The organism is Azohydromonas aeria (genome assembly GCF_009760915.1).
Classification (GTDB): Bacteria; Pseudomonadota; Gammaproteobacteria; order Burkholderiales; family Burkholderiaceae_C; genus Azohydromonas; species Azohydromonas aeria.
The window spans coordinates 34,392-61,138 of sequence record NZ_VIDQ01000018.1 but is presented as its reverse complement, the minus strand read 5'-3'; the positions used below and the strand labels follow the sequence as shown (position 1 = coordinate 61,138).

The 26,747-nt window shown below is 70.9% G+C and carries 26 protein-coding genes; 16 read left to right on the top strand and 10 right to left on the bottom strand.

The features are described from left to right. The 7 genes from FJ694_RS13175 (at position 1) to FJ694_RS13145 (ending at position 7,602) form a co-directional block, all read left to right on the top strand. On the top strand, positions 1-885 hold the full coding sequence (locus FJ694_RS13175; RefSeq protein WP_157267700.1) for a prephenate dehydrogenase: 885 nt from the start codon (positions 1-3) through the stop codon (positions 883-885). A 55-nt stretch (positions 886-940) separates the two neighbouring features. Beyond that, the gene (locus tag FJ694_RS13170) at positions 941-2,995 is read left to right on the top strand and encodes a bifunctional 3-phosphoshikimate 1-carboxyvinyltransferase/cytidylate kinase (protein WP_157267699.1); all 2,055 of its coding nucleotides are present in this window, start codon (positions 941-943) and stop codon (positions 2,993-2,995) included. A gap of 194 nt (positions 2,996-3,189) precedes the next feature. After that, positions 3,190-4,905, top strand: coding sequence for a 30S ribosomal protein S1 (gene rpsA / locus FJ694_RS13165; protein ID WP_198320817.1), 1,716 nt, complete (start codon positions 3,190-3,192; stop codon positions 4,903-4,905). Between the two features lie 21 nt (positions 4,906-4,926). Next, on the top strand, positions 4,927-5,247 hold the full coding sequence (locus FJ694_RS13160) for an integration host factor subunit beta (RefSeq protein WP_157267698.1): 321 nt from the start codon (positions 4,927-4,929) through the stop codon (positions 5,245-5,247). Positions 5,248-5,365: 118 nt separating this feature from the next. Continuing rightward, positions 5,366-5,683 (top strand): LapA family protein, encoded by a 318-nt coding sequence (locus FJ694_RS13155; RefSeq protein ID WP_157267697.1) that lies wholly within the window; start codon positions 5,366-5,368, stop codon positions 5,681-5,683. Position 5,684: 1 nt separating this feature from the next. Further along, entirely contained in the window at positions 5,685-6,830 is a 1,146-nt protein-coding gene (gene lapB / locus FJ694_RS13150) for a lipopolysaccharide assembly protein LapB (protein WP_157267696.1), read from the top strand. 40 nt (positions 6,831-6,870) lie between these two features. Next, positions 6,871-7,602 carry a glycosyltransferase gene (locus FJ694_RS13145; protein WP_157267695.1) on the top strand — a complete coding sequence of 244 codons (732 nt, stop codon included), beginning with the start codon at positions 6,871-6,873 and terminating at the stop codon, positions 7,600-7,602. A 6-nt stretch (positions 7,603-7,608) separates the two neighbouring features. On the opposite strand, the gene FJ694_RS13140 is transcribed toward FJ694_RS13145, so the two are convergent. The 6 genes from FJ694_RS13140 to msbA all read right to left on the bottom strand — a co-directional run bounded on the left by FJ694_RS13140 (position 7,609) and on the right by msbA (position 14,086). Next, positions 7,609-8,745: a TDP-N-acetylfucosamine:lipid II N-acetylfucosaminyltransferase family protein gene (locus FJ694_RS13140; RefSeq protein WP_157267694.1), complete on the bottom strand. Its 1,137-nt coding sequence runs from the start codon at positions 8,743-8,745 to the stop codon at positions 7,609-7,611. Next, complete coding sequence (gene rffA / locus FJ694_RS13135) at positions 8,742-9,878, bottom strand: dTDP-4-amino-4,6-dideoxygalactose transaminase (RefSeq protein WP_157267693.1); 1,137 nt, start codon at positions 9,876-9,878, stop codon at positions 8,742-8,744. Before rffA ends, FJ694_RS13140 begins: the two co-directional genes overlap by 4 nt. Positions 9,879-9,885: 7 nt before the next feature. Further along, positions 9,886-10,533 carry an acetyltransferase gene (locus FJ694_RS13130; protein WP_157267692.1) on the bottom strand — a complete coding sequence of 216 codons (648 nt, stop codon included), beginning with the start codon at positions 10,531-10,533 and terminating at the stop codon, positions 9,886-9,888. A 17-nt stretch (positions 10,534-10,550) separates the two neighbouring features. After that, positions 10,551-11,363 (bottom strand): glycosyl transferase, encoded by an 813-nt coding sequence (locus FJ694_RS13125; RefSeq protein ID WP_232540010.1) that lies wholly within the window; start codon positions 11,361-11,363, stop codon positions 10,551-10,553. Further along, positions 11,360-12,145, bottom strand: coding sequence for a hypothetical protein (locus tag FJ694_RS13120; protein WP_157267691.1), 786 nt, complete (start codon positions 12,143-12,145; stop codon positions 11,360-11,362). Before FJ694_RS13120 ends, FJ694_RS13125 begins: the two co-directional genes overlap by 4 nt. A gap of 159 nt (positions 12,146-12,304) precedes the next feature. Beyond that, complete coding sequence (gene msbA, locus FJ694_RS13115; RefSeq protein WP_157267690.1) at positions 12,305-14,086, bottom strand: lipid A export permease/ATP-binding protein MsbA; 1,782 nt, start codon at positions 14,084-14,086, stop codon at positions 12,305-12,307. A 120-nt stretch (positions 14,087-14,206) separates the two neighbouring features. Here msbA and FJ694_RS13110 point away from each other — a divergent pair, with 120 nt between their 5' ends. Next, positions 14,207-14,542, top strand: coding sequence for a ComEA family DNA-binding protein (locus FJ694_RS13110; protein WP_157267689.1), 336 nt, complete (start codon positions 14,207-14,209; stop codon positions 14,540-14,542). A 40-nt stretch (positions 14,543-14,582) separates the two neighbouring features. On the opposite strand, the gene FJ694_RS13105 is transcribed toward FJ694_RS13110, so the two are convergent. Together FJ694_RS13105 and dnaE are read right to left on the bottom strand one after the other, a co-directional pair. Continuing rightward, entirely contained in the window at positions 14,583-15,074 is a 492-nt protein-coding gene (locus FJ694_RS13105) for a hypothetical protein (protein WP_157267688.1), read from the bottom strand. 83 nt (positions 15,075-15,157) lie between these two features. Beyond that, the gene (dnaE, locus tag FJ694_RS13100) at positions 15,158-18,682 is read right to left on the bottom strand and encodes a DNA polymerase III subunit alpha (RefSeq protein WP_157267687.1); all 3,525 of its coding nucleotides are present in this window, start codon (positions 18,680-18,682) and stop codon (positions 15,158-15,160) included. A 40-nt stretch (positions 18,683-18,722) separates the two neighbouring features. On the opposite strand from dnaE, the gene FJ694_RS13095 reads away from it, so the two are divergent. Continuing rightward, entirely contained in the window at positions 18,723-19,463 is a 741-nt protein-coding gene (locus FJ694_RS13095) for a sulfurtransferase (RefSeq protein WP_157267686.1), read from the top strand. Between the two features lie 5 nt (positions 19,464-19,468). Beyond that, a complete protein-coding gene (locus FJ694_RS13090; RefSeq protein ID WP_157267685.1) occupies positions 19,469-20,443 on the top strand; it encodes an alpha/beta fold hydrolase in 975 nt (324 codons plus the stop codon). Positions 20,444-20,458: 15 nt separating this feature from the next. Here FJ694_RS13090 and FJ694_RS13085 read toward each other — a convergent pair whose 3' ends face one another. After that, entirely contained in the window at positions 20,459-21,178 is a 720-nt protein-coding gene (locus tag FJ694_RS13085) for a DUF599 domain-containing protein (RefSeq protein ID WP_157267684.1), read from the bottom strand. 117 nt (positions 21,179-21,295) lie between these two features. Between FJ694_RS13085 and FJ694_RS13080 the strand changes: the two genes are divergently transcribed. From FJ694_RS13080 to FJ694_RS13070, 3 genes are all read left to right on the top strand, one after another. Continuing rightward, positions 21,296-22,288, top strand: coding sequence for a LysR family transcriptional regulator (locus FJ694_RS13080; protein WP_157267683.1), 993 nt, complete (start codon positions 21,296-21,298; stop codon positions 22,286-22,288). 21 nt (positions 22,289-22,309) lie between these two features. Next, on the top strand, positions 22,310-23,221 hold the full coding sequence (gene gluQRS, locus FJ694_RS13075; RefSeq protein WP_157267682.1) for a tRNA glutamyl-Q(34) synthetase GluQRS: 912 nt from the start codon (positions 22,310-22,312) through the stop codon (positions 23,219-23,221). A gap of 107 nt (positions 23,222-23,328) precedes the next feature. After that, positions 23,329-23,721, top strand: a complete 393-nt coding sequence (locus tag FJ694_RS13070; RefSeq protein ID WP_157267681.1) for a response regulator transcription factor — start codon at positions 23,329-23,331, stop codon at positions 23,719-23,721. Positions 23,722-23,750: 29 nt separating this feature from the next. Here FJ694_RS13070 and FJ694_RS13065 read toward each other — a convergent pair whose 3' ends face one another. Further along, positions 23,751-24,383 carry a response regulator gene (locus tag FJ694_RS13065; protein ID WP_157267680.1) on the bottom strand — a complete coding sequence of 211 codons (633 nt, stop codon included), beginning with the start codon at positions 24,381-24,383 and terminating at the stop codon, positions 23,751-23,753. Between FJ694_RS13065 and FJ694_RS13060 the strand changes: the two genes are divergently transcribed. The 3 genes from FJ694_RS13060 (at position 24,382) to FJ694_RS13050 (ending at position 26,605) form a co-directional block, all read left to right on the top strand. Next, positions 24,382-25,833: a CHASE3 domain-containing protein gene (locus tag FJ694_RS13060; protein WP_232540009.1), complete on the top strand. Its 1,452-nt coding sequence runs from the start codon at positions 24,382-24,384 to the stop codon at positions 25,831-25,833. The genes FJ694_RS13065 and FJ694_RS13060 overlap by 2 nt on opposite strands. 183 nt (positions 25,834-26,016) lie before the next feature. Further along, complete coding sequence (locus FJ694_RS13055; RefSeq protein ID WP_157267679.1) at positions 26,017-26,187, top strand: DUF1328 family protein; 171 nt, start codon at positions 26,017-26,019, stop codon at positions 26,185-26,187. Positions 26,188-26,248: 61 nt separating this feature from the next. Beyond that, a complete protein-coding gene (locus FJ694_RS13050; RefSeq protein ID WP_157267678.1) occupies positions 26,249-26,605 on the top strand; it encodes an FKBP-type peptidyl-prolyl cis-trans isomerase in 357 nt (118 codons plus the stop codon). Positions 26,606-26,747 lie beyond the last annotated feature (142 nt).

The window sequence follows — 26,747 nt, the reverse complement described above, 5'->3', positions numbered from 1 at the left end:
ATGCGCTGCGAGCGGCTGGCGCTGCTGGGCTGCGGCCTCATGGGCGGCTCCTTCGCGCTGGCGCTGCGCCGCGCCGGGCTGGTCGGCCACGTCGTGAGCTGCGGCCCGGATGCGGCGGCGCTGGCGCAGGCGCTGCAACTGGGCGTGATCGACGAGATCTCGCCCTCGGCCGCGCAGGCCGCCGCGGGCGCGGACCTGGTGCTCGTGGCCGTGCCGGTGGCCGCCGCCGAGGGCGTGCTCGCGGCCGTGGCGCCGGCGCTGGGCGAGCACGCGCTGCTGATGGACGTGGGCAGCACCAAGCACGACGTGGCAGCCGCCGCGCGGCGCGTGCTGGGCGCGGCGCTGCCGCGCTTCGTGCCCGCGCACCCGATCGCGGGCAAGGAAACGGCCGGCGTGGCGCATGCCGACGCCGCGCTCTTCGCCGGGCGCCACGCCATCCTCACGCCGCTGCCCGAGAACCCGCCGGAGCTGGTCCAGCGCGCGGCGGCGCTGTGGGAGGCACTGGGCGCGCGCGTGCGCTGCATGGGTGCCGCCGAGCACGACGCCGCCTTCGCCGCCGTCAGCCACCTGCCGCACCTGCTGGCCTACGCCTATTTCGACGGCGTGGCGCGGCAGGCCGCGGGCAGCGACTTCCTGAGCCTGGCCGGCCCGGGCTTCCGCGACTTCACCCGCATCGCCGCCAGCGATGCCGCGGTGTGGCGCGACATCCTGCTGGCCAACCGCGACGAGGTGCTGCGCCAGGCGTGGCACTTCCGCGAGGCGCTCGACGGCTTCGAGGCGCTGCTGCGCGCGGGCGACGCCGCGGCGCTGGAAGACCACATCCGGCAGGTGGCGCAGGCGCGCGCGCGCTGGCACCTGGGCGCGCCCCCGGCATCCTCCCGCTGACACTCTTATTCGCACCGCCCGCTTCGTGCGGTGCGCCTTCGACGCGACTGCACGCATGTACGACATCCCCTTCCTCGACCTGCCCCCGCTCACCGGCGCCGCCGGCACGGTGCGCCTGCCCGGCTCCAAGAGCATCTCCAACCGCGTGCTGCTGCTGGCCGGCCTGTGCGAAGGCCAGACGCTGGTGCACGACCTGCTGGACTCGGACGACACGCGCGTGATGCTGCAGGCGCTGCGCCAGCTGGGCTGCGGTATTGAGGACGACGCCGGCAGCGGCGCGCTGCGCGTCACCGGCCTGGGCGGGCGGCTCCAGCAGCACGAGGCGGCGCTGTTCCTCGGCAATGCCGGCACCGCGATGCGCCCGCTGACCGCCGCGCTGGCGCTGCTGGCGGCGACGCAGGGCGGCCGGTTCGAACTGTCGGGCGTGCCGCGCATGCACGAGCGCCCCATCGGCGACCTGGTGGAGGCGCTGCGCCAGCTCGGCTGCGGCGTCGAGTGCCTGGGCCAGGAGGGCTACCCGCCACTGCGCCTCACGGGCCGGGCCGGCGGCGCGGTCGATACCGCCGCGCCCATCCGCGTGCGCGGCGACGTCTCCAGCCAGTTCCTGACCGCGCTGCTGCTGGCGCTGCCGCTGGTCAGCGGCGACGCGCCGATCACGGTCGAGGTGCAGGGCGAGCTGATCTCCAAGCCTTACATCGACATCACGCTCAAGCTGCTGGCGCGCTTCGGCATCGAGGTGCAGCGCGACGGCTGGGAGCGCTTCACCATTCCCGCGGGCAGCGCCTACCGCTCGCCCGGCGAGGTCTGGATCGAGGGCGACGCGTCCTCGGCCTCGTACTTCGTGGCGCTGGGCGCGATTGCCGCCACCGGCGCGCCGGTGCGCATCGAGGGCGTGGGCAGCGAGTCGATCCAGGGCGACGTGGCCTTCGTGGACGCGGCGCGCGCCATGGGCGCGGCCGTCACGCTGGGCCCCAACTTCATCGAGGTGCAGCGCGGCGCCTGGCCGCTGCGCGCGCTGGAGCTCGACTGCAACCACATCCCCGACGCGGCCATGACGCTGGCGGTGATGGCGCTGTACGCGCGCGGCGCGACGCGGCTGACCAACATCGCCAGCTGGCGCGTGAAGGAGACCGACCGCATCGCCGCCATGGCCGCCGAGTTGCGCAAGGTCGGCGCCGCGGTGGTCGAGGGCGCCGACTTCATCGAGGTCTCGCCGCCGGCGGGCAGCGGCTGGCGGCCCGCGGCGATCCACACCTACGACGACCACCGCATGGCGATGTGCCTGTCGCTGGCGGCCTTCAACCCGCTGGCCGGCGCGCAGCCGGTGGTGCCGGTGCGCATCCTCGACCCGAAGTGCGTGGGCAAGACCTTCCCGGACTACTTCGAGACCCTGTTCGGCCTGGCCACGGCCGATCGCGCGCAGGTGCCCGTGATCACCATCGACGGCCCCACCGCCAGCGGCAAGGGGACGCTCGCGAGCTCGGTGGCGCAGGCGCTGGGCTACCACACGCTGGACTCGGGCTCGCTCTACCGCGTCACGGCGCTGGCGGCCCTCGCGCGCGGCGTGGACACCACCGACGGCGCGGCCATGGCGGCGCTGGCGCGCGGGCTGAACCTGCGCTTCGAGGGCGAGCGGCTGCTGCTCGACGGCCAGGACGTGAGCGCGGAGCTGCGCCGCGAGGAGGTCGGCTCCACCGCCTCGCGCATCTCGGCGCTGCCCGAGTTGCGCGCGGCGCTGTACGCGGTGCAGCTGGCGTTCCGGCGCGCGCCGGGCCTCGTGGCCGACGGGCGCGACATGGGCACCGTGATCTTCCCGGACGCGCCGCTGAAGGTATTCCTCACGGCCAGTCCGGCCATGCGCGCCGAGCGCCGATATAAGCAATTGATTTCTAAAGGGATTTCTGCTAGCATCGACGGGCTTCGAGCCGACCTTGAGGCCAGGGACGAGCGGGATCGCAACCGCCTGATCGCTCCCTTGAAGCCGGCTCAGGACGCGTTGCTGCTGGACAACTCGGCCCAGACGGTGGAAGTCTCCACCGCCATGGTGCTGCAGTGGTGGGCACAGCGCGGACCGTTTTCCACGACGGGCGGCGGCACGCCGCAGCCCTGAACGACACGGTCACGAAAGCACCCGAGGCCCGCCCTCCCGCCGCCTTGCTGGCATCGCGCCAGCGCGGTTCACGCGCTTCCAACCCAGGCGCGCCGGGAAGGCGGATCTGCAACCCCAACCCCGCAACGGCAGTTGCACCGAAACGCCGGCGCCGCCCTCTTCACCCGACGCGGTTCCCCGGCCAGGAAACACCCATGATGGAAACCCAATTCGCCACCCAGGGCGGCGAGTCCTTTGCCGCCCTGTTCGAAGAAAGCCTGCAGCAGCGCGACATGCGCGCTGGCGAGGTCATCTCCGCCGAGGTGGTTCGCATCGAGCACAACTTCGTGGTGGTGAACGCCGGCCTGAAGTCCGAGGCCTACGTCCCCGTCGAGGAATTCAAGAACGACCAGGGCGAAGTTGAAGTCCAGGTCGGCGACTTCGTCTCGGTGGCGATCGACGCGTTGGAAAACGGCTACGGCGACACGATCCTGTCGCGCGACAAGGCCAAGCGCCTGGCCTCGTGGCTGTCGCTGGAGAACGCGCTGGAGTCCGGCGACTTCGTCACCGGCACCGTCTCCGGCAAGGTCAAGGGCGGCCTGACCGTCCTGGTCAACGGCATCCGCGCCTTCCTGCCCGGCTCCCTCATCGACACCCGCCCCGTCAAGGACCTGACTCCTTACGAAGGCAAGACGATGGAGTTCAAGGTCATCAAGCTCGACCGCAAGCGCAACAACGTGGTGCTGAGCCGCCGCGCCGTGGTCGAAGCCTCGATGGGCGAAGAGCGCGCCAAGCTGCTGGAGACGCTGCAGGAAGGCGCCATCGTGCACGGCGTGGTCAAGAACATCACCGAGTACGGTGCGTTCGTGGACCTCGGCGGCATCGACGGCCTGCTGCACATCACCGACATGGCCTGGCGCCGCGTGCGCCACCCGAGCGAAGTGGTCCAGGTGGGCCAGGAGCTCGACGCCAAGGTGCTGAAGTTCGACGCCGAGAAGAACCGCGTCTCGCTGGGCCTGAAGCAGCTGGGCGACGACCCGTGGCACGGCGTCTCGCGCCGCTACCCGGCCGGCACCCGCCTGTTCGGCAAGGTCACGAACATCGCCGACTACGGCGCGTTCGTCGAGATCGAGCCGGGCATCGAGGGCCTGGTGCACGTCTCCGAGATGGACTGGACCAACAAGAACGTCGCCCCCGCCAAGGTCGTGAGCCTGGGCGAGGAAGTCGAGGTCATGGTCCTGGAGATCGACGAGGACAAGCGCCGCATCTCCCTGGGCATGAAGCAGTGCAAGCCCAACCCCTGGGAAGAGTTCGCCGAGACCGTCAAGCGCGGCGACAAGGTCAAGGGCCCGGTCAAGTCGATCACCGACTTCGGCGTGTTCGTGGGCCTGGCCCAGGGCATCGACGGCCTGGTGCACCTGTCCGACCTGTCCTGGAACGAGCCCGGCGAAGCCGCCGTGCGCAACTTCAAGAAGGGCCAGGAAGTCGAGGCCGTGGTGCTGGCCGTGGACGTGGAGCGCGAGCGCATCAGCCTGGGCATCAAGCAGCTCGACGGAGACCCGTTCGCCACCTTCACCACGCTCAATGACCGCGGCTCGCTGGTCAGCGGCAAGGTGAAGACGGTCGATCCGCGCGGCGCCGAGATCCAGCTGACCGAGGACGTCACCGGCTACCTGCGTGCCTCCGAGATCAGCCGCGACCGCGTCGAGGACGCGCGCAACGTGCTCAAGGAAGGCGACGACGTGTCGGCCCTGATCATCAACATCGACCGCAAGACGCGCTCGATCCAGCTGTCGATCAAGGCCAAGGACAACGCCGACCAGCAGGAAGCCATGCAGCGCCTGTCGCAGAGCAACGAGCGCGAGACCGCCGGCACCACCAGCCTGGGCGCGCTGCTGCGTGCCAAGCTGGACAACCGCGACAACGGCTGAAACTGAGGGCGCCCGGCGGTCATGACCCGTTCCGACCTCGTGGCCGAGCTGGCCGAGCGCTTCGGCCAGCTCACCCACCGCGACACCGAGTTCGCGGTCAAGACCATCCTCGACGCGATGTCCGACGCCCTGGCGCGCGGCCACCGCATCGAGATCCGCGGCTTCGGCAGCTTCTCCATCAACCGCCGTCCGCCGCGCATGGGGCGCAATCCCCGCAGCGGCGAGCCGGTGCTGATCCCGGAGAAGCTGGTGCCGCACTTCAAGCCCGGCAAGGCGCTGCGCGAGGCGGTGGACGCCAACGTCCCCGTCGCGCCGGAGCCCGCCGAGCTCGGTGCGAACTGACCCCGAAGGCCTTCGCGGCTCTTGCCTGACGGCGCCCTGCGGGGCGCCGTTTTCATTGGGGCCGCGCCTCCTCGCAACGGGGGATGGCGCCGCGGCCGCTGGCTAGAATTGCCGGCTCATGCGCTTCCTCGTCTGGCTCCTGCGGGCCTTCCTCTTCTTCGCGCTGTTCGCCTTCGCGCTCAACAACCGCCACAACGCCACCGTGCACTGGTTCTTCGGCCAGTCGTGGAACGCGCCGCTGGTGATCGTGGTGCTGGCCGCCTTTGCCGGGGGCTGCGCCGTGGGGGTGCTGGCCATGGTGCCGGCGTGGTGGCACCACCGCCGCCAGGCCACGCGCGCCGCCGCGCCCGACCCGGCCGTCGCCGCCGCTGCCGGCGCGGGCGTGCCGGCGGCCGCCGAGGCGCCGCTCGACCATCCCCCGCGCGAGGCACTCTGACATGGTGCTCGATCCGCTGTGGCTGCTGCTGGCGCTGCCCGTCGCCTTCGCCCTGGGCTGGCTGGCCTCGCGGCTGGAGATGCGGCAGTGGGTGCGCGAGCAGCGCGACGCGCCCAAGGCGTATTTCAAGGGGCTGAACCTGCTGCTCAACGAGCAGCAGGACAAGGCCATCGACGCCTTCGTCGAGGCCGTGCAGGACGACCCGCACAGCGCCGACCTGCATTTCGCGCTGGGCAACCTGTTCCGCCGCCGCGGCGAGTTCGAGCGCGCCGTGCGCGTGCACCAGCACCTGCTGCAGCGCGGCGACCTGCCCGGCGCCGAGCGCGAGCGCGCGCAGCACGCGCTGGCGCAGGACTTCATGAAGGCCGGCCTGTTCGACCGCGCCGAGGAGGCCTTCCGCGCGCTGGAGGGCACGCTCTTCGACACCGAGGCGCGGCTGGCGCTGCTGACGCTGCACGAGCGCTCGCGCGACTGGCGCGCCGCGGCCGACGTGGCGGCGCGGCTGGAGAAGAGCGGCATCGGCTCCTTTGCCGCGCGCATCGCGCATTACTGGTGCGAGCTGGCGCAGGAGGCCGATGCGCGCGGCGACGCCGCAGCCGCGGAAGCCGCGCTGCAGCGCGCGCGCGAGGCCGCGCCCGCAGCGCCGCGGCCCTGGGTGCTCGAAGGCGAGCGCCACCTGCGCGACGGGCGCGTGGCGCAGGCGCTGCATGCCTGGGACGAGCTGCGCGCGCGCCATCCGCTGACCTTCCCGCTGGTGGCGCCGGCCTACGCGCAGGCCGCCATCACGGCCGGGCAGCGCGCGCGGGCGCTGGAGCTGATGCAGGCCCTCTACGCGCAGGCGCCCGACGCCGACCTGCTGGCCGCGCTGCGCCTGCTCGACGACCCGGCGCGCTCGGCGCAGCGGCTGCTCGCGCACCTGCGCCACCAGCCCGGGCTGACGGTGGCGGCGCAGGTGCTGGAGGTCGCCCCGTCCGACTGGGCCGAGGACACGCGCACGCGGCTGCAGGGCACCGTGGCGCGCGCCGCGCAGCCGCTGCAGCGCTACCGCTGCGCCGCCTGCGGCTTCGAGGCGCGCAACTACTTCTGGCAGTGCCCGGGCTGCCAGGGCTGGGATACCTACCCGACGCAGCGCATCGAAGACCTCTGACACGCCTGCCCTCACTCACCTCCGAAGAACACCGACAGCCATGAGCCAGCAGCAGCGCGTCATCCTGTGCATGAAATGGGGCACCAAGTACGGCCCCGAGTACGTCAACCGGCTCTATGCCATGGTGCGCCGGCACCTGCGCGGGGACTTCAGCTTCGTCTGCCTGACCGACGACGGCGCGGGCGTGCGCCCGGAAGTGCGCTGCCTGCCCATTCCCGACCTGGCGCTGCCCGCGGGCATCCCCGAGCGCGGCTGGAAGAAGCTCACCACCTTCGAGGCCGACCTGCACGGGCTGCGCGGCACGGCGCTGTTCCTGGACCTGGACGTGGTGATCGTGGACGACATCACGCCCTTCTTCGAGCAGCCGGGCCAGTTCCTGATCATCCACGACTGGAAGCGGCCCTGGCGCGTCACCGGCAACTCCTCGGTCTACCGCTTCGAGCTGGGCGCGCATGCCGACGTGCTGGCGCAGTTCCGCGCCCAGGCCGAGGAGGCACGCGCGAGCTTCCGCAACGAGCAGGCCTTCCTCTCCGACGTACTGCACAAGCAGGGCAAGCTCGCCTACTGGCCGGCGGCGTGGTGCGCGAGCTGGAAGTACCACTGCATCCCGCGCTTTCCCAGCAACTACTGGCGCGAGCCCGGCATTCCCAAGGGGGCGCGCATCCTGATCTTCCACGGCGTGATGAACCCGCCGGACGCGCTGGCGGGCCGGCGCAACGGCAACTGGCGCTACGCCCGGCCGGCGCCGTGGATTGGCCGGCACTGGCAGTAACCCGGCTCAGGACTGCAGCGCCGGCAGCTCGCGGATGGCTTGCAGGACGCGCTCACGCGCGTAGTGGGCGCCGATCAGCGCACGGTTGCGGGCGCGCTCCTCAGCCGTGAGCGGCTGCAGCGGACCGCTGCCCTGTGCCAGCGCCTCCATCGGCCTGAGGGCGATGCCCAGGCCGCAATAGAACGGGTAGAGCGGGTTCTCGCGCCGCAGGTACACGGTAGCTCCCTTGTAGAGCGCTGCGCCGATGTTGCCCACCGCCTGCTGCCTGCGGTGGTTCATGACGACGAAGCCGCAGCTGCCGATGCGCTCGTTGTAGGCGTCGATCGGCATCCACTGCTGCAGGGGCTCGAAGCGGTCGCCGAAGCATTGGCGCCCCAGCGCCGCCACTTGCGCGCCGTAGCGGCTGTCGCCGTAAGACAGGGGCACGATCAGGTGCCCGTCGCCGATGCGCCCTCGCAGCAGCTCCAGTGCATCGGCGTGGTTGTTCGACGCGGTGGCCGAGTTGCCCAGCAGGATGTCCGGACCGGCCATGGCAGCCGGCCCGCGCTCGAACACGTCCTCGGCCGTGAACAGCGGCAGCTCGTGGGGCGTGCCGCGCAGTGCCGGCAGGGCCTGGCGCAGGAGCTCGACTTCGGTGGGCATCACGCAGAAGGTGTGAAGGCGCGATGCCACCGTCGTCAGGGCCATGGGCGAGCGCCGCTCGCGCTTGCGCAGCGCGCCACGCCACCAGGCTGCAAACCCGCCACCACCGCGCGCGTCTTTCGGCGGGGTACCGCAAAGCGCCCGCGTGGCTGGCAGGATGGAATCGCCCAGCAAGGGCGTCAGCAAGGGATAGTAGTCGTAGCCCCAGCCGATCCAGGCCACCCGCGCCGCGGCCGGTGCATGGCGGATGGCATTGGCGAAGATCGTCGTCATGCTGTGCGCCACGATCACGTCGGCGTCCCGCACGTCGCGAGCGATCCAGGGGGTGCGAAACAGCCATTCCTTGCGGAACGTGACGCCGGGTGCGGGCTGCACGAAGGAAGCGCCGGAGCGGACCGACTGCGCAATCAGCCAGTGGTGGGCGCCCGGCAGCGCCTCTTCGAAGAGCCGCTGCAACAGCGGCACGAACTTCTCGTCCCGGGCCAGGTGCAGGATCTTCACAGGCTGCCGCATACCGCCGTGCAGGCATCGACGAAGGTGCGCAGGACCAGATCCCTGTCGACGCCGATCCACAGCGGCAGCCGCAACAGTCGCTCCGACAGGGCGTCGGTGTGCGTCATCGGCGTGGCAGCGCGACCGAATCGGCGCCCCGCGGGCGAGGAATGCAGCGGCACGTAGTGAAACACCGGGCTCACGCCGGCGGCGCGCATGCGGCGGATCACTTCCTGCCGTGCTGCCAGCGAGGGCAGCAGCACGTAGTACATGTGCGCGTTGTGCTGGCAGTGCGGCGGCACGATGGGGCGCCGCAGCCAGCCGCGCTGCTCCAGCGCGGCCAGCCCGTCGTGGTAGTGCTGCCAGATGCCCAGGCGGCGCCGGGTGATGTCCTCGCCCTGCTGCAGCTGCGCCCACAGGAAAGCCGCGATGAGCTCTCCGGGCAGGTACGACGAGCCGACGTCGACCCAGGTGTACTTGTCCACCGCGCCGCGGAAGAAGGCGCTGCGGTTGGTGCCCTTCTCGCGCACGATCTCGGCCCGCTCGCCCAGCGCGGGATCGTTGACCAGCAGCGCGCCTCCCTCCCCGGAGATGACGTTCTTCGTCTCGTGGAAGCTCAGGCATCCCAAGTCGCCCAGGCTGCCCAGCGGCCGGCCGTGATAGGTGGAGCCATAGCCCTGCGCGGCATCCTCGATGACGCGCAGGCCATGCTGGCGTGCCATGCCCAGGATCGGGTCCATCTCGCAAGCCACGCCCGCGTAATGCACCGGCACGATGGCCTTGGTGCGGGGCGTGATGGCGGCTTCGATCAGGGTTTCGTCGAGGTTGAGCGTGTCGGGGCGAATGTCCACGAACACCGGCACACCGCCGCGCAGCACGAAGGCATTGGCCGTGGACGTGAAGGTGTACGACGGCATGACGATCTCGTCGCCGGGCTGCACGTCGGCCAGCAGCGCGCTCATTTCCAGCGCCGCCGTGCACGAGTGCGTCAGCAGCGCCTGCGCGCAGCCGATCTGCTGCTGCAGCAGCGCGTGGCATTGCTTGGTGAACGTGCCGTCGCCCGCCAGCATGCCGTTGGCATAGGCCTCGGCGATGTAGACGAACTCCCGGCCGGTCATGAAAGGCCGATTGAAGGGTTCCATGGGTATTTCAGCTTTCAACTTCGCGTGTTCGGTCAGTGCGCGTGGCCCGGTACAGCCCGCCTGCGGGGCAGTCGGCCATGATCACCGCACCGGCACCGATGACGCAGCCCTCGCCGACGCGGACGCGGTCGCGAACGAGAGCGCCCAGCCCGATGAAGCAACCCGGCCCGATGTCGGCATCGCCGGCCACACGGGCCCCTGGTGCAAAGAAGCAGTGGCTGCCAACGCGCGTGTGGTGATTGATGCCAACTTGCGGACACAACGTCACGTTGTCGCCGAGCCGCACGAACGGGGCGACGACGGCCTGCTCCTGGATCAGCGTGTTGGCTCCGACGGCGACGTTTTGCGCCACCCAGGCTGTGGGATGCACGTAGCTCGGCAACGAATAGCCTGCCGCCATTGCCGTGTCAAACCAGCGCCGGCGCGCCGCTGTGGCCGTATGGCCGATGGCGACGAACAGGTCATGCGTGGACGCGGGAAACCGGGCCTGCGCCTCCACGAAATCGAGAACGGGCCGCTGCAAGAAGGTCGGTTCTCGGATGTACTGAGGGTCCAGCACGAATGCCGCCAGCGGTCGTCCTGCGACGCCCCCCAGGTAGAACGCCACCTGCTCGGCAAGCAGGCCCGTTCCCACGATGACCAGAGGCTTGTCCACCGCCGGCACCCGTGCCGCTACTCCCGCCACGCGGATTTGATCCACGCCACCGGCAGCACGAAACGCTGCAGATGCCGCCAGCGCTTCCTGTCCACGCGCTGCCCGCCGAAGGTGGCCTTGAAGTGCTGCCAGCGCGAGAGAAATGGCGGTACCTGCTTGTTCCAGCGCCCCTCGATCACGTCATCCGGATTCGGGCCGCCGGGAAAGGTCACGATGCGGGCCTCGCGCGGCAACTTGGCCGGCACGAAATAGCGCAGCGGAAACGGCGGCAGGCAGTGCAGCCGGAAGTGGCGCGTCCAGGCCTCGGGCCAGAACTTGACGCCGCCCGTGACCGCATACGTCACGTAGTGCTGCTCGAAGCGGTACTTGTCGGCAATGCCCTGCGGATCGGCGCGGAAGTTCTCCAGCAGGTGGGCATTGCCGCCCACGGGGAAGCGAAACACCGAGGTCTGGCCGAGTTTCTGCATCGGCCGCGCCCAGTTGCGCGCGACGTAGACGTCGTTCGGGTCGCCGTGCGTGAAGTAGTCGTCGAGCGGGCCCACGATCACGGAGTCCAGGTCGATGAACAGTGCCGGCCCCGGCTCCAGCCCGGGCACGCTGCGACCCCACAGCACCTGCTTGCGCCACTTGCCCATGGTGCGCTGAGGGTGCGGCACGCCGAGCTCGGGCAGTTCGAAGCATTCCACCTCGGGCCGGATGCCCTGGCGGTCGTCGGTCAGGCACACCAGGCGGAACGGCGGTGTCAGGTGCCGCGCCACCATGGCATAGAGACGGTTCACATACTCGGGGCCGTACATCGTGCCCCACTTCACACACACGACCTGCTTCACGACAAGGCTCCCTGCCAGGCCCGGCGCAGCCAGCCCACGTCGCCGATGCGGCGGTACCAGCGATGCCCGCCGCCGGCCAGCACGTCGGACATCTTGGGCGTGCCGGCGAAGACAACGATGCGCGCTCCTTCGGGCACCACGGGATCGCGCATGTAGCTCTTGAGATGCCGAGGCACGCAACCGTTCTTGAAGCTCACGCACCAGCCTTGCGGCCAGTACTTCAGGTGCCCATGCGCGGCCAGCTGCGCGCTCTGGAACTGCTGGGAGATTTCATAGCGGACCGCGGCGCCGGCCGGGTCGGCCACGTAGGCATCCAGGATGTAGCGATGCGCGCCGATTTCGAAGCGAAAGACCGACGAGTTGCCCACGCTGGCCAGGAAGCGGTCGCGTTCCGGGTTGACCTTGCGCAGCGGCTTGTGGCGGAACAGCTCGTCGTCACGAATGATCAGGAATTCGCCCGGCAGCTCGAAAAACTCGTCCAGGCTGCCCACCACCACCAGGTCCAGGTCCAGGAACAGCGTGGTGCCCTCGAGATCTCCCAGCTGCGCACCAAACACGGCCAGCTTGCGCCAGCGCAGGTCCTGCTGCCCGGCCGGCAGGCCCAGGCTGGGCAGCGGCAGGGCCTCGACGTCGGGTGACAGCCCGCTGGCGTCATCGGTGAAGCACACGAAGCGGTGCGGCCGCCGCAGGTGCCGCGCGACGCCGGCGCGCAGGTTGTTCACGTATTCGGGCCCGTACATCGAGCCCCATTTCATGCAGATGACGTTGACAGGAGTGACCATTTTGCAGGCACGGCAGGCCAGACTGTCGCTGCCCTTTAACCGGGCGCGCAGCGTATCACAGCACCTGGGACAATCCCTTGAGCGAAGGACAAGAAGCTCCCAGGCCCGCACAGCCTGCGCTCGGCAGCCCCGTGCGGCTGCCGAGCCGCGGCCGCAGCCTCAGCCCGCCGCCTGCGCCCGCACCATGCCCGCGTAGCGCGCGCCGAGCGCCACGAGCTCGGCATGGGTGCCCTGCTCGACGATGCGCCCGTCCTCGAGCACGCAGATCGCGTCGGCGCCGCGGATGGTGCTGAGCCGGTGCGCGATGACGATCATCGTCTTCTGGCCCTGCCACTGTTCCAGCGCATGCTGGATGGCGCGCTCGGACTCCGTGTCCAGCGCCGACGTGGCCTCGTCGAGCACCCACACCGGCGCGTCCTTGTAGAGCGCGCGCGCGATGGCCAGGCGCTGGCGCTGCCCCCCGGAGAGGCGGCTGCCGTTGACGCCGATGGGCGTCTGCACCCCTTCGGGCAGGCTGCTGACGAAGTCCCACAGTGCCGCGGCGCGCAGGCAGCTCTCCACGCGCGCGGCGTCGTAGGGCAGCGCATACACCACGTTGGCCGCGATGGAGCCGTCGAAGAGCACGATGTCCTGCGACACCACCGCGAACTGCCGCCGCAGCGAAGCCTTGGTCAGCTCCTGCACCGGCACGTCGTCGAGCAGCAGCCGGCCGCTCTCGGGCGTGGCGAAGCCCAGCAGCGCGTTGACCACCGTGGTCTTGCCCGCGCCCGAGCTGCCCACCAGCGCCACCGTGGTGCCCGGGCGCACGTCCAGCGACAGCCCGTCCAGCGCCGGCCGGTCGGCGCCGGCATAGCGCACCGTCACGCCGTCGAAGTGCAGCGCGCCGCGGGCGCGCTCCAGCGTGCGCCGGCCCTGGTCGGGCTCCAGCGGCGAGTCCATCAGCTCGAAGCTGGCACGCCCGACGATCATGGCGCCCACGATGGGTTGCGACACGTCGGTGAGCGGCCGCGTCTTGGACACCAGCAGCAGCAGCGCCGCCACGTAGGCCACGAACTCGCCTACCGTGGCGGCGTTCTGCTGCGCCTGGTACATGGCCAGCGTCACGATGGCCGCCACGCCCAGGCTGGCCACCAGCTGCGACATCGGGGTCATCATGGCCGAGGCCGCGGCGCTCTTGATGGCGAAGCGCCGCACCTGCCGCGCCTCGCGGTCGAAGCGCTCCTGCTCGAAGGCCGCGGCGTCGAAGGTGCGGATCACGCGCCAGGCCCGCGCCAGGTCGTCCACCACGTTCACCAGCCGGATCTGCGCCTCGTAGCCCACCGAGCCCACGTGCTTGACGCGGCGGTGCACGGCGCGCACGCCGATGCGCAGCATCGGCACCGTCACCAGCGCCAGCAGCGTGAGCTGCCAGTTCAGATAGAACAGGTAGCCCAGCAGCGCGATGGCCGTGGTGCCGTCGCGCAGCAGCGTGATCGAGGCGCCGCCCAGCATCGAGGCGATGCTTTGCGGGTCGTTGATCACCTTGGTCACGATCACGCCCGGCGTCAGCCGGGAGAACAGCGGCGCGTCGGCACGCAACACCGCGCGGGCCAGGTCGCCGCGCAGGTTCAGCACCACGTGCGAGACGCTGCGCTGCAGCATGTAGGTGCCGGCAAAGCTCATCAGGCCGCGCAGCATGAACAGCCCGATCAGCGTCACCGGCACCGCCCACAGCGGGAAGGCCGGACGCTCCAGGAAGCCCTTGTCCAGGCCCTGCTGCAGCAGCAGCGGGATCAGCGGCTCGGTGGCCGAGCCCAGCACGAAGAACAGCGTCGCGGCCAGGATGCCCCAGCGCTCGGGCCAGAAATAGCCGCGCAGCCGCTTGGCGACTCGCCGGTTTTCCTCCTTGCTGACGGCGTCCTTGGACGCCTGCGCCAGGACCGAAGCAGGTACTTTTGTCATCAGGGGCGGGATGCTAGCGAAGTTTTCCGCCCCGCCCGTCCAGCCCCCGGACCGGCGTTTCGCCGATCCGACAGGGCGGCTGCTACCCTGGCCCCGTCCCCTGAGCGACCCGGAGGAGCCATGCCCCCGCCCGCCCCGTCCCGCACCTGGCGCCGGCGCCCGCTCGCGCTGGCCTTGGCGACGGCTGTCGCCCTGCTGGCGAGCGCCCGGCTGCCCGCCGCGCCCGCCGCCCCGCTGGACGTCAACACCGCCACCCAGGCGCAGCTGGAGCAGCTGCGCGGCATCGGCGTGGCGATGTCGGAGAGGTTGCTGTCCGAGCGCGCGCGCCAGCCCTTCAGCGGCTGGAGCGACCTGGTCGAGCGCGTGCCGGGCATCGGCGCGCGCGGCGCGGCGCGGCTGTCGCAGCAGGGGTTGCGCGTGGACGGGCAGCCTTACGAGGCGCCGGCGCCGCGCTGAAGACGAAGGCGCGGCGGCGCGCGCCGTGCCGCCCCGTCAATCAGTCCTTGTGCTTGCCGTGGCCGTGGCCATTCCCATGGCCATGTCCGTGGCCGCGTCCGGGGTGGTCGTCGCCGCGGCGGTCGTCCCAGTCGCCGCGCCGGTCGTCGCGCCGGTCGTCGCGCCAGTCGCCGCGGCGATCGTCGCGCCGCGCCATCACGTGCTCGCGGTACCAGCGGTCCTGCACGAAGTACACCGGCACGCCACAGGCGTTGTAGCGGCCGCAATGCTTGCCCCAGTTCTTCTGGTGTCCGGGCGGCACCCACAGGTACACCGGCTGCGGCGGCGCCACCACGTAGGCCGGCTGCTGGATGACCACCGGCTGCTGCACGATCACCGCCGGCTGCGGGAAGCGGCCGATGTCGATGCGGCCGTACACGCCGGGCTCGCTGATCTGCACCGACACGCCCACGTCGGCCGCCTGCGCGGCGGTGGACAGGCTCAGCAGGGAAACGGCAGCAGCGGCCAGCGCGGCACCCAGGACAGCTTTCATCGGGCTACGACTCAAAAGTGATTCAGCGCACTCAACGCGTTGCCGTGCCCGTTAGGACGACAGCGCGGGGGCACGCAAGTGCATCAGTTCGTAGCCTCGGCGCCATAGACGAGCCGGGCCGCGCCGTGCGAGCCGCGCGACCAGCGCGCCAGCGCCTCGTCGGTCGGGTAGAAGCGCGCGGCGTCGCCCAGGTCGAGCTCGGCGGTGGCGCCGTCGCGCTGCAGCGTCAGCCGCACCGTCAGGCCCTGCCACTGCTCGCCGGACTCGTCCTCCAGGCGCCGCGCCGGGAAGTCGCGCAGCACCTCCTCCACCGGCGGCACGCTGCCGTTGACCGGCACGCGCAGGAAGCGCGCGAAGCGGCAGCGCGCCGCGGCCAGGTCCCACACCTGTTGCACGTTCAGCCGCAGCCCGCCGCTGAAGCGGTCGGGCTGGCACTTGCCCTGCAGCACGATCAGCTCGTCGTCGCGCAGCAGCTCCTTGTTGGCGTCGAGCAGCCGCTCGTCGGCCACGGCCTCGATGAAGCCGCTGCTGTCGTCGAGCTTGAAGATGCCCACCCGCCCGCGCGCGCCGTTGACGATGCGCAGCTCGGTGACGATGCCAGCCAGCAGCTGCGGGTCGCGGCTGTCCTGCAGGTCGGCCACGCGCAGCCGCGCGAAGCGGCGCACCTCCTGCGCGCACTGGTCGAAGAGGTGGCCGCTGAGGAAGAAGCCGATGGCCGTCTTCTCGTGCAGCAGCCGCTCCTTGATGCTCCAGGGCTCCACCGCCACCAGCGGCGGCTCCTGCGCGCTGGAGCCGTGGCTGTCGTCGCCGAAATCGAACAGCCCGCCCTGGTCGGCATGCGCGGCCTGGGTGTTGGCCCACTCGAAGGCCAGGCCCACGCTGGCGAGCAGGCTGGCGCGCAGGTCGGGGTGCAGCGCGTCGAAGGCACCGGCCTTGACCAGCGCCTCCACCACGCGCTTGTTGACGCGGCTGCGGTCCACGCGGGCGCAGAAGTCGAAGAGGCTCTTGAAAGGCCCGCCCTCTTGGCGTGCGGCCACGATGGCCTCGATCGCGCCCTGCCCCGTGCCCTTGATCGCGCCCAGCCCGTAGCGGATGCGCTTCTTCTCCACCGGCTCGAAGCGGTAGACGCCGTGATTGACGTCGGGCGGGTCGAAGTCGATGCCGAAATTGCCGCGCGCATCGGCCAGCAGCACCTTGAGCTTGTCGGTGTCGTCGAGCTCGATGGTCATGTTGGCCGCGAAGAACTCGGCCGTGTAGTGCACCTTGAGCCAGGCCGTGTGGTAGGCCAGCAGCGAGTAGGCGGCGGCGTGCGACTTGTTGAAGCCGTAGCCCGCGAACTTCTCCATCAGGTCGAAGACCTCGTCGGCCTTGTCCTGGTCGATGCCCTTCTCGGCCGCGCCCTTGCGGAAGATGTCCCGGTGCTTGGCCATCTCCTCGGGCTTCTTCTTGCCCATGGCGCGGCGCAGCATGTCGGCGCCGCCGAGCGAGTAGCCGCCCAGCACCTGCGCCACCTGCATCACCTGCTCCTGGTAGACCATGATCCCGTAGGTCTCGGACAGCACGGGCTCGGTCAGCGGATGCGGGTACAGCACGTCCTCGCGCCCGTGCTTGCGCGCCACGAAGGTGGGGATCAGGTCCATCGGCCCCGGGCGGTACAGCGCGTTCAGGGCGATCAGGTCCTCCAGCCGGCTGGGCTTGGCGTCGCGCAGCATGCCCTGCATGCCGCGGCTTTCGAACTGGAACACCGCCTCGGTCAGGCCCCTGGAGAACAGCTCGTAGACGCGCCGGTCGTCCAGCGGAATGGTCTCGAACGCGAAGTCCTTCTGGTCGGCGTGGCGCGTGACGATGAAGTGCCGCGCCAGCTCCAGGATGGTCAGCGTCGCCAGCCCCAGGAAGTCGAACTTCACCAGGCCGATGGCCTCGACGTCGTCCTTGTCGTACTGGCTCACCGCCGAGTCGCTGCCGGGCTGCTGGTACAGCGGGCAGAAGTCGGTGATCTTGCCCGGCGCGATCAGCACGCCGCCGGCGTGCATGCCGATGTTGCGCACCAGCCCTTCGACGCGCATGGCCAGCTTCAGCAGCTCGGCCACTTCTTCTTCCGCGGCCTCGCGCTGCTCCAGTTCCGGCGCCTCCTGGCGCGCGTAGATGACGTTGGACTCGGGCTTCTCCGGCACCTTGGCCAGCGTCACCGACTTGCCCGGCGGCGCCGGGATCAGCTTGGCGATGCTGTCCACGTGGCCGTAGCCCATCCCGAGCACGCGGCCCACGTCGCGCAGCGCGGCCTTGGCGGCCATGGTGCCGAAGGTGGCGATCTGGCTGACCGCCTCGCGGCCGTACTTGTTCTTGACGTAGTCGATGACCCGGTCGCGGTTGCCCTGGCAGAAGTCGATGTCGAAGTCGGGCATCGACACGCGCTCGGGGTTGAGGAAGCGCTCGAACAGCAGGTTGTATTGCAGCGGGTCGAGGTCCGTGATCAACAAGGCGTAGGCCACGAGCGAGCCCGCGCCCGAGCCCCGGCCCGGGCCGACGGGGCAGCCGTTTTCCTTGGCCCACTTGATGAAGTCCGACACGATCAGGAAGTAGCCCGGGAAACCCATTTTCAAAATGGTCCCGATCTCGAACTCCAGCCGCTCCACGTAGCGCGGCCGCTCGGCCTCACGCTTGGCCTCGTCGGGGAAGAGCTGCTTGAGCCGCCCGTCCAGCCCTTCGAACGACGCCAGCTTGAAATAGTCGGCGATCGGCATGCGGCTGCCGTCGGGGAGCAGCGGCGTGGGGAAGTCGGGCAGCTGCGGCTTGCCCAGCACCAGGCTCAGGCTGCAGCGCCGCGCGATCTCGACGCTGTTCTCGATCGCGCTGGGCAGGTCGGCGAAGAGCTTTTCCATCTCCGCCTGGGTCTTGAAATGCTGCTCGCGGGTGAAGCGTTTCACGCGGCGTGGGTTGCCCAGCGTCTCGCCCTCGGCGATGCACACGCGCGCCTCGTGCGCCTCGAAGTCGTCGGGCTCCAGGAACTGCACCGGGTGCGTCGCCACCACCGGCAGTCTCAATTGCGCGGCCAGCTGCACCGCGGCGCGCACGTGCGCCTCGTTGCCGGGCAGGCCGGCGCGCTGCAGCTCCAGGTAGAAGCGGTCCGGGAACATCGCGGCCAGGCGCTGCGCGGCGGCGCGGGCGCGGCGCGTGTCGCCGGCGGTCAGCGCCAGGCCGACGCAGCCGCAGTCGGCGCCGGACAGCACGATCAGCCCGCCGCCCAGCTCCTGCAGCCATTCCCACTTCACCCAGGCCTGGGCGCGCTGGGTGTTGCGCGTCCAGGCGCGCGCCAGCAATTCGCTCAGGTTGTGGTAGCCGCCGACGTCCTGCACCAGCAGCGCCAGGCGGCTGGGCTGCGCCTGCCCTTCCTCGGGCTCCATCCACACGTCCACGCCGACCACGGGCTTCAGGCCCTTCTTGCGGCAGGCGTTGTAGAACTTGACCGCCCCGAAGAGGTTGTTCAGGTCGGTGATGCCCAGCGCCACCTGGCCGTCCTTGCGGGCGGCGGCCACGGCGTCGTCGATGCGGAGCGTGCCGTCAACGACGGAATATTCGGTATGAGTGCGCAGGTGAACGAAAGGCATCCCGGGATTCTACGGAGGCCCCCCTGACAGAATCCGGCCCGTGAACGCCGTACTGAACATCTCCGCCTACAAGTTCCTGCACCTGCCCGACACGGCGGCGCTGCGCGAAAAACTCCATGCCCACGCCCTGGCACTGGGCCTCAAGGGCACCGTGCTGCTGGCCGAGGAAGGGATCAACCTGTTCCTGGCCGGCCCCGTCGAGGGCGTGCGGGCCTGGGTCGCGCAACTCCGGAGCGAGGAGCGCTTCGCCGACATCGCCCCCAAGGAAAGCTTCAGCGACACCGTGCCCTTCAAGCGGCTACTGGTGAAGGTGAAGCGGGAAATCATTCGCATGAACCGCCCGGCGATCCGCCCGGCGCAGGGCCGCGCCCCGGCACTGCCCGCGCCGACGCTGGCGCGCTGGCTGGAACAGGGTCACGACGACGCCGGCCGCCCGGTGGTGATGCTGGACACGCGCAACGGCTTCGAGGTCGATGCCGGCGCGTTCGAAGGCGCCATCGACTGGCGCCTGCAGAAGTTCAGCGACTTCCCCGACGCGCTGCTGGCCCACCTGGAGCAGCTGCGCGACAAGGCCGTGGTGAGCTACTGCACCGGCGGCATCCGCTGCGAGAAGGCGGCGCTGCTGATGCAGGAGGCGGGGCTGGAGCACGTCTGGCAGCTCGAAGGCGGCATCCTGAAGTATTTCGAGGAGACGCATGCCCCGCGCTGGCGCGGCGCGTGTTTCGTGTTCGACGAGCGCGTCGGCCTGGCGCCGGACCTGCAGCCGGCCGCGGCGGATTGAAGCGATTGAAGCAGCAGGCGCCACCCGCCCCGGGCTGGAAGGCCGCGCTGACGCGGCTCGTCGGCCTGTCGCTGCTGGCGCTGGCGCTGCTGCTGGCCTGGTCACGCGCGCCGGAGCGCCCGGCCGCGTCGCTGGTGGAGCGCTGGGCGCAGCGGCCCTCGCAATTCGTCGAGCTGCCCGGCGGCCTGGTGTTTCACATCCGCGACGAGGGGCCGGAGTCCGATGCGCAGCCGCTGGTGCTGCTGCACGGCCTGGGCGGCAGCCTGCACGACTGGGACGACTGGGCCGCGGCGCTGCGCCGCACGCACCGCGTCATCCGGGTGGACCTGCCCGGCAGCGGCCTGACCGACGCCGCGCCGGGCGACGACTACCGCCCCGGCACCGACGCGCGCTGGGTGCTGGCGCTGCTGGAGCAGCGTGGCGTGAAGGCCATGCGCCTGGTCGGCCAGGGCCGCGGCGGCGAGGTGGCGGCGCAGATGGCGCTGCTGGTGCCCTCGCGCGTGCAGCGGCTGCTGCTGGTGGCCGGCGCGCCGCAGCGCGACCAGGCCCTGCCCGCGCCGCTGCGCTGGGCGCTGCGATTTCCCTGGCCGCGCTGGTTCGTCTCGGGCTGGCTGCCACGCACGCTGGTGGACAACGTGCTCCGGCGCCTCTACGGCGACCCGTCGCTGGTGACGGCGGCGCAAGTGGACCGGCGCCAGGAGCTGCTGCAGCGCGAGGGCAACCGCTGGGCGCTGCTGCAGCAGTGGCGGCAGCTGCTCAACGAATCGCAGGGCACGGTGCAGCTGGCGCGGCTGGACCTGCCCGTCATGCTGCTGTGGGGCACGGCCGACCGCGTGGCGCCGATCTCGCAGGCGCGCGTGCTGCAGTCGTGGATCGAGGGCAGCGCGCTGCTGCAGGTGGACGGCGCCGGGCACCTGCCGCAGGAGGAGGCGCCGGCGCGCAGCCTGGCGGCAGCGCAGCCGTTCATCGAGGGGCCCTGACCGACCTGGCTCGCCTTACCCCCGCAGCGCCGCCAGCACCGCCGAGCGGAACTCGCGCTGGTAGAGCACGTAGATCACGCCCGCCGTGGCGACCATGAAGAACAGCGGCGAGAAGAACCAGCCCACCACGGCAAACGCCATGTAGTAGGCGCGCAGCCCGTCGTTGAAGGCTTCGGCGGCCAGCGCCATGACGCGCCCGGCGCGGTCGGCGAAGGCTTCGCGCTCGGCATCGGCCTTCTCGCCCATGGCGGCGAACGCGTCGCGGTCCGGCGCCGCGGCCACCAGCAGCGCGCCGAAGCTGTACTGCCGGATGCTCCAGGTGAAGCGGAAGAAGGCGTGCACGAAGATGCCCGTGAGCAGCACCAGCTTCAGGTCGAAGATCAGCACGCTGGTGCGCGCCGCGAACGGGATCTCCTTGACCAGCTCCGCGACGCGCTCGGTCGTGGAGAGCATCGCCAGCAGGCCGCCGATGATCAGGATGGTGGTCGAGGCGAAAAAGCTCGGCCCCGAGGACATGCTCTGCGTCACCACGCCGTCTAGCACGCGGTTGTCGCGGTAGGTGGTCTGCAGCATCCAGCGCCGGCGCTCGCGGTTGCTCAGCGCCAGCAGCGAGCGCTCGGCCAGCCCCTGGCGCCGCGCGAAGCTGGCGTAGCCCACCCAGCCGGCCAGGAACAGCGCCAGCGCCAACCAGTCCGGCCAGGGCAGCACGTCCAGCACGTTCATCAGGTGTTTCATGGGGCGTCACTGTATCGAGGCCCCGGGCGCCGCAGCCTGCCCGGCGTGTCTTGACGTTCATCGTTGCTGAAATGCACCGTCATAACTGTGAACGATTCATTCAAATAAGATGAAGGGATGCTGAAGCGGCACAACGCCCTGACCCCCGACGCGCTGGCGATGATGGACGCCATCGCCCGCTGCGGCAGCTTTGCCGCCGCGGCCCGCGAACTGGGCAAGGTGCCCTCGGCGCTGACCTACAGCGTGCGCCAGCTCGAAGACGCGCTCGACGTGCTGCTGTTCGACCGCCGCTCCGGTCAGGCCAGGCTCACCGCCGCCGGCGAGGAACTGCTCAGCGAGGGCCGGCGCCTGCTGGCGGAGATGGAGGCGGTGGCGCACCGCGTGCGCCGCGTGGCCGGCGGCTGGGAGACGCAGCTGACCATCGCCATGGACGGCACCATCTCGCAGCGCACCATGCTGGAGCTGTGCGAGGCCTTCTTCGCGCTGCGCCCGACCGCCGGGGACGAAGGGCCGGGCACGCGGCTGCGGCTGCGCACCGAGGTGCTGGCCGGCACCTGGGAGGCGCTGGTGTCGGGGCAGGCCGACCTGGCCGTCGGCGTGGACGTGGACCATGCGGCGCCGTCGGGCATCGAGCTGCGCACGCTGGGCGAGATCGGCTTCGTCTTCGCCGTGGCGCCGCACCACGCGCTGGCGCGCCATGAGGGGCCGATCAGCGACGCCGAGCTGCTGCGCCACCGCGCGGTGGCGGTGGCGGACTCGGCGCAGCGCCTCACCCCCGTGACGGTGAACCTGCTGCCCGGGCAGGACGTGTTCACCGTGGCCAACCTGCAGGCCAAGGTCGAGGCGCAGGTGCGCGGCCTGGGCTGCGGCTTCATGCCCGAGCCGATCGCGCGCGATCTCATCAACGCCGGGCGGCTGGTGGTCAAGGCCACGCAGCGCCCGCTGCGCCGCGCGCGCCTGGGCTACGCCTGGCGCGCCGCGGCCGCGCCGCAGCCGCGCAAGGCGCCGCAGGGGCTGGCGCTGCAATGGTGGCTGGAGCAGCTGCAGAGCCCGGCCACGCGCCAGGCGCTGCTGGAGCGCCACGGCGGCGCGGCGGCGCTGGCGGACTGACCTTCGACCTTCCCTGCAGCCATGTCCCAGGAGCACTACGTCGGGCGCTTCGCGCCCTCGCCCACCGGGCCGCTGCACGCCGGCTCGCTGGTGGCGGCACTGGCGAGCTGGCTGGACGCGCGCGCGCACGGCGGGCGCTGGCTGCTGCGCATCGAGGACACCGACGCGCCGCGCTGCGTGCCCGGCGCCGACCGGGAGATCCTGGGCCAGCTGGGCGTGCTCGGCCTCGTGCCGGACGAGCCGCCGCTGTGGCAGTCGCGGCGCACGGCGCTGTACCAGCAGGCGCTCGACGGCCTGGCCGCGCGCGGCCAGGCCTACCCCTGCGGCTGCACGCGGCGCGATATCGAGGCGGCGCTGGCGGCGCAGGGCCATGAGCACCGGCGGCACGAGGAGCGCGTCTATCCCGGCACCTGCCGCGACGGGCTGCATGGGAAACCGGCGCGCGCCTGGCGGCTGCGCTGCGGCAGCGAAGAAGAGCCCGTCGTCATCGACTGGCACGACCGGCGCCTGGGGGCGCAGCGCCAGGACCTGACGCACGCGGTGGGCGACTTCATCCTCAAGCGCGCCGACGGCATCTGGTCCTACCAGCTCGCCGTGGTGGTGGACGACGCGCTGCAGGGCGTCACGCACGTGGTGCGCGGCGAGGATCTGGCGGACAACACGCCGCGCCAGCTCTGGCTGCAGCGCCAGCTCGCGGCGCCCGCGCCCACGTACCTGCACCTGCCGCTGGTGCTGGACGCGCGCGGAGAAAAACTGTCCAAGCAGCACGGTGCGCCGCCGCTGGCGCTGGACGACCCGCTGGCCGCGCTGCGCGCCGCGGCGCGGGCACTCGACTTGCCGGAAAACGACACCGGCGACTTGCCGGGCTGGCTGGCGCGGGCGACCGCGGCCTGGGCTCGACGCTGGACGGCTCCAGCCAGGGCGGCGCGGTAGGAAGCTTCCTACAGCGAGCAGCCGCCCGCGACTACAGCCAGGCGCCGATGCCGGGGCCTAACATGCGGCTCACGCCGATCGGCGGCGTGCATCACGGCACTCGGCCCATGTCACCACTGAGCACCTACATCGTCGAAGACAGCCCCGTGATCCGGGAGAACCTGATCGCCACGCTGGAGGAACTGGTGCCGCTGCAGGTCGTGGGCTCGGCCGAGGACGAGTCCACGGCGCTGCGCTGGCTGTCGGAACAGGGCAAGCCGTGCGACCTGATGATCGTGGACATCTTCCTCAAGGGCGGCACGGGCCTGGGCGTGCTGCAGGCGGCGCAGAAGCTGCGCCCGCTGACGAAGAAGGTGGTGCTGAGCAACTTCGCCACGCCCGACATGCGCCGGCGCTGCCTGGAGCTCGGCGCCGACCAGGTGTTCGACAAGTCCAACGAGATCGACACCCTCATCGCCTGGTGCATGCAGCTGGCGGACGCGTCGTCCACCAGCAACTGAGCGGCGGGCCCGGTGCCGCCGCCGAGGGCTCACTGGATGAGGCCGTGCTTGAGCGCGTAGTAGGTCAGGTCGCTGTTGGACGACAGGTTCATCTTCTCCATCACGCGCGTGCGGTAGGTGCTCACGGTCTTGACCGAGAGCGCCATGTGGTCGGCGATGTGGCCGATGGTCTCGCCCTGCGCCAGGCGCAGGAACACCTGGAACTCCCGCTCGGACAGCAGCTCGTGGGGCTGCTTGTCGCCGCCGCCGTCGAGCTGGTCGGCCAGCAGCTCGGCCACGGCCGGCGTGATGTAGCGCCGCCCGCGCGCCACGGTGCGGATCGCCTTGACGATCTCCTCGGGCTCGCATTCCTTGTTCAGGTAGCCGCTGGCGCCCTGGCGCAGCAGCGTGGTGGCGTAGTGCTGCTCGGGAAAGCCGCTGAGGATGAGCACCGGCAGCTCCGGCGCCCGTGCCTTGACGGCCTGCAGCGCGTCCACGCCGCCGTGGCCGGGCATCGACAGGTCCATCAGCATCACGTCAACCTCGCCCTTGCGCAGCAGCTCCAGCGCCTCGCGCCCGTTGGCCGCCTCTCCCGAGACTTCCAGGTCCTCCTGCTCGGCCAGGAACTGCCTCAGGCCGGCCCGAACGATGGCGTGATCGTCAACGATGGCAACGCGGATCATGGCTATTACCTCCTACCCTGCGATGAAAAATTTCCTGGCCACGATGCCCCGGCTGGCCGCGTGGCTCGAACGGCTCAGCCGCAACGCCTTCAGCTTTCCGCTGGCACTGCTGGCGGCGCTGGGACTGCTGGTGATCAGCGAGCTGTCCTATCGCCACTCCGTGCAGGCCATCGAGGCGCTGCGCATGCAAAACCTCGCGCGCGTGTCCACGCAGCGGCTGATGCTGGCGGTGGTGGACGCCGAGAGCGGCCAGCGCGGCTACCTGCTCACCGGCCGGCCCGAATACCTGCAGCCCTACCGCGCGGCGGTGCAGGACATCCGCGAAGCCACGCTCGTGCTGCAACGGCACTATGGCAAAGACCATGCGCAGGCCCCCCAACTGACGGAGTTGCTGCGGCTGGTGGCCAACAAGCTCTCCGAGCTGGAGACGACGCTGGCGCTGCACACCCAGGGCAAGGAGGACGCCTGGCGCACGCTGGTGGGCAGCGGCATCGGGCGCGAGGCGATGCAGGCCATGCGCGCCGCGGCCGACGCGCTCATCGAGGCCGAGACCCGCGCCATCAACCTGCAGCGCGAGGGCATCAAGGAGACGCTGCAGATCAACCGCATCGGCGTGGGCACCGTCACCGCCATCGGCCTGCTGGCCTTCTTCATGTACCTGCGCCAGAGCGTGGCGCTGGACCTGGAGCGCCAGTCGCGCCAGCAGTCGCTGCAGAACGAGCGTGACCGGCTGGAGCGCCAGGTGCGCCAGCGCACCGCCGACCTCACGCACCTGGCGCAGCACCTGCAAAGCGCGCGCGAGGACGAGAAGAGCCGCCTGGCGCGCGAGCTGCACGACGAGCTCGGCGCGTTGCTGACGGCGGCCAAGCTGGACCTGGCGCGCATCCGCTCGCGCCTGGTGCAGATGGGCGGCGCGGCGCCGGAGCTGTCCACGCGCATCGAGCACCTCACCAGCACGCTCAACAGCGGCATCGCCCTCAAGCGCCGCATCATCGAGGACCTGCGCCCCTCGGCGCTGAGCAACCTGGGGCTGGTGGCAGCCTTGGAGATCCTGGCGCGCGAGTTCGAGCAGCGCTCGGGCCTGAAGGTGCAGTGCGCGCTGCAGGCCGTGAAGCTCACCCCGGCCAGCGAGCTCACCGTGTACCGGCTGGTGCAGGAGGGGCTGACCAACGTCGCCAAGTACGCGCAGGCGCGCGAGGTGCGCATCTCGCTGCGCGAGGAAGGCCCCTGGGCCCTGGCGGCCGTGCAGGACGACGGCGTGGGCTTCGATCCGGGTCAGCAAAAGCCTTCCGCGCACGGGCTGCTGGGCATGCGCTACCGCGTCGAGGCCGAGGGCGGGCAGCTGCGGTTGCACAGCGCGCCGGGCGCGGGCACGCGCATCGAGGCGGCGCTGCCGCTGAGCCTGGAGGCGGCGGCACCCGCGGCGCAGGCGGCCGATCCGGCCGGCTGAACCCGGCGCCACCGCCGTCGCCGCGGCGTTGTGGGCCGCGTCCTACAGCCCGATGCAAACCGTGCCGACAACTCCAGCCTGCCGCGTCCCATGCCCGGTGCCGCGGCCCCGGCCTACGCTGCAAGCCATGGTGACGCCACGCGCGTCACGGCCCCTCAAAACATCGTCCAGGACCCCTCCACCATGCTTGCCTACGCCATCGTCTTCTTCATCGTCGCGCTGCTGGCGGCGCTCTTCGGCTTCGGCGGCATCGCCGCCGGGGCGGCGGGCATCGCCAAGATCCTGTTCGTGCTCTTCATCGTGCTGGCGCTGGCGAGCTTCGCGCTGGGCCTGTGGCGTCATCGCGGCTCCTGAATCCGGCGGCAGCCCCGCGGCGCGCTGGCATGATGCGCGCTTCTTTTTTGGAGAGAACCGCATGAACACCACGCCCTCCGGCCTGCAGTACGAAGACACCACCCCGGGCAGCGGCGACACCGCGCAAGCGGGCCGGCCCGTGACGGTGCACTACACCGGCTGGCTGCACGATCCGTCCAAGCCCGATGGCCGCGGCCGCAAGTTCGACTCCAGCAAGGACCGCCGCGACCCGTTCCGCTTCAACCTGGGCGGCGGCGAAGTGATCCAGGGCTGGGACGAGGGCGTGCAGGGCATGCAGGTCGGCGGCACGCGCGTGCTGGTGATCCCGCCGGAACTGGGCTACGGCGCGCGCGGCGCCGGCGGCGTCATCCCCCCCAACGCCACGCTGGTGTTCGAGGTCGAGCTGCTCAAGGCCTGAGCCCTTCCCTTTCCCGACATGAAAAAACCCGCCGGGCTCGCGCCGGGCGGGTTTTTTTGTGGGCGGCGTCAGGCCAGGGCTGATGCCGCCATACCGTCATTCATGCGGTGTATTTTCAAATGCGGTAGAGAAATGTTCACCC

Coding starts and splice junctions, on each gene's coding strand:
- FJ694_RS13105 (WP_157267688.1), bottom strand. CDS start 15,074: ATGAAAGCTGTCCTGGGTGCCGCGCTGGCCGCTGCTGCCGTTTCCCTG.
- dnaE (WP_157267687.1), bottom strand. CDS start 18,682: ATGCCTTTCGTTCACCTGCGCACTCATACCGAATATTCCGTCGTTGAC.
- gluQRS (WP_157267682.1), top strand. CDS start 22,310: ATGTCCCAGGAGCACTACGTCGGGCGCTTCGCGCCCTCGCCCACCGGG.
- FJ694_RS13110 (WP_157267689.1), top strand. CDS start 14,207: ATGCCCCCGCCCGCCCCGTCCCGCACCTGGCGCCGGCGCCCGCTCGCG.
- FJ694_RS13170 (WP_157267699.1), top strand. CDS start 941: ATGTACGACATCCCCTTCCTCGACCTGCCCCCGCTCACCGGCGCCGCC.
- FJ694_RS13085 (WP_157267684.1), bottom strand. CDS start 21,178: ATGAAACACCTGATGAACGTGCTGGACGTGCTGCCCTGGCCGGACTGG.
- FJ694_RS13060 (WP_232540009.1), top strand. CDS start 24,382: ATGGCTATTACCTCCTACCCTGCGATGAAAAATTTCCTGGCCACGATG.
- FJ694_RS13065 (WP_157267680.1), bottom strand. CDS start 24,383: ATGATCCGCGTTGCCATCGTTGACGATCACGCCATCGTTCGGGCCGGC.
- msbA (WP_157267690.1), bottom strand. CDS start 14,086: ATGACAAAAGTACCTGCTTCGGTCCTGGCGCAGGCGTCCAAGGACGCC.
- lapB (WP_157267696.1), top strand. CDS start 5,685: ATGGTGCTCGATCCGCTGTGGCTGCTGCTGGCGCTGCCCGTCGCCTTC.
- FJ694_RS13175 (WP_157267700.1), top strand. CDS start 1: ATGCGCTGCGAGCGGCTGGCGCTGCTGGGCTGCGGCCTCATGGGCGGC.
- FJ694_RS13155 (WP_157267697.1), top strand. CDS start 5,366: ATGCGCTTCCTCGTCTGGCTCCTGCGGGCCTTCCTCTTCTTCGCGCTG.
- FJ694_RS13080 (WP_157267683.1), top strand. CDS start 21,296: ATGCTGAAGCGGCACAACGCCCTGACCCCCGACGCGCTGGCGATGATG.
- FJ694_RS13160 (WP_157267698.1), top strand. CDS start 4,927: ATGACCCGTTCCGACCTCGTGGCCGAGCTGGCCGAGCGCTTCGGCCAG.
- FJ694_RS13055 (WP_157267679.1), top strand. CDS start 26,017: ATGCTTGCCTACGCCATCGTCTTCTTCATCGTCGCGCTGCTGGCGGCG.
- rpsA (WP_198320817.1), top strand. CDS start 3,190: ATGATGGAAACCCAATTCGCCACCCAGGGCGGCGAGTCCTTTGCCGCC.
- FJ694_RS13145 (WP_157267695.1), top strand. CDS start 6,871: ATGAGCCAGCAGCAGCGCGTCATCCTGTGCATGAAATGGGGCACCAAG.
- rffA (WP_157267693.1), bottom strand. CDS start 9,878: ATGGAACCCTTCAATCGGCCTTTCATGACCGGCCGGGAGTTCGTCTAC.
- FJ694_RS13070 (WP_157267681.1), top strand. CDS start 23,329: ATGTCACCACTGAGCACCTACATCGTCGAAGACAGCCCCGTGATCCGG.
- FJ694_RS13050 (WP_157267678.1), top strand. CDS start 26,249: ATGAACACCACGCCCTCCGGCCTGCAGTACGAAGACACCACCCCGGGC.
- FJ694_RS13120 (WP_157267691.1), bottom strand. CDS start 12,145: ATGGTCACTCCTGTCAACGTCATCTGCATGAAATGGGGCTCGATGTAC.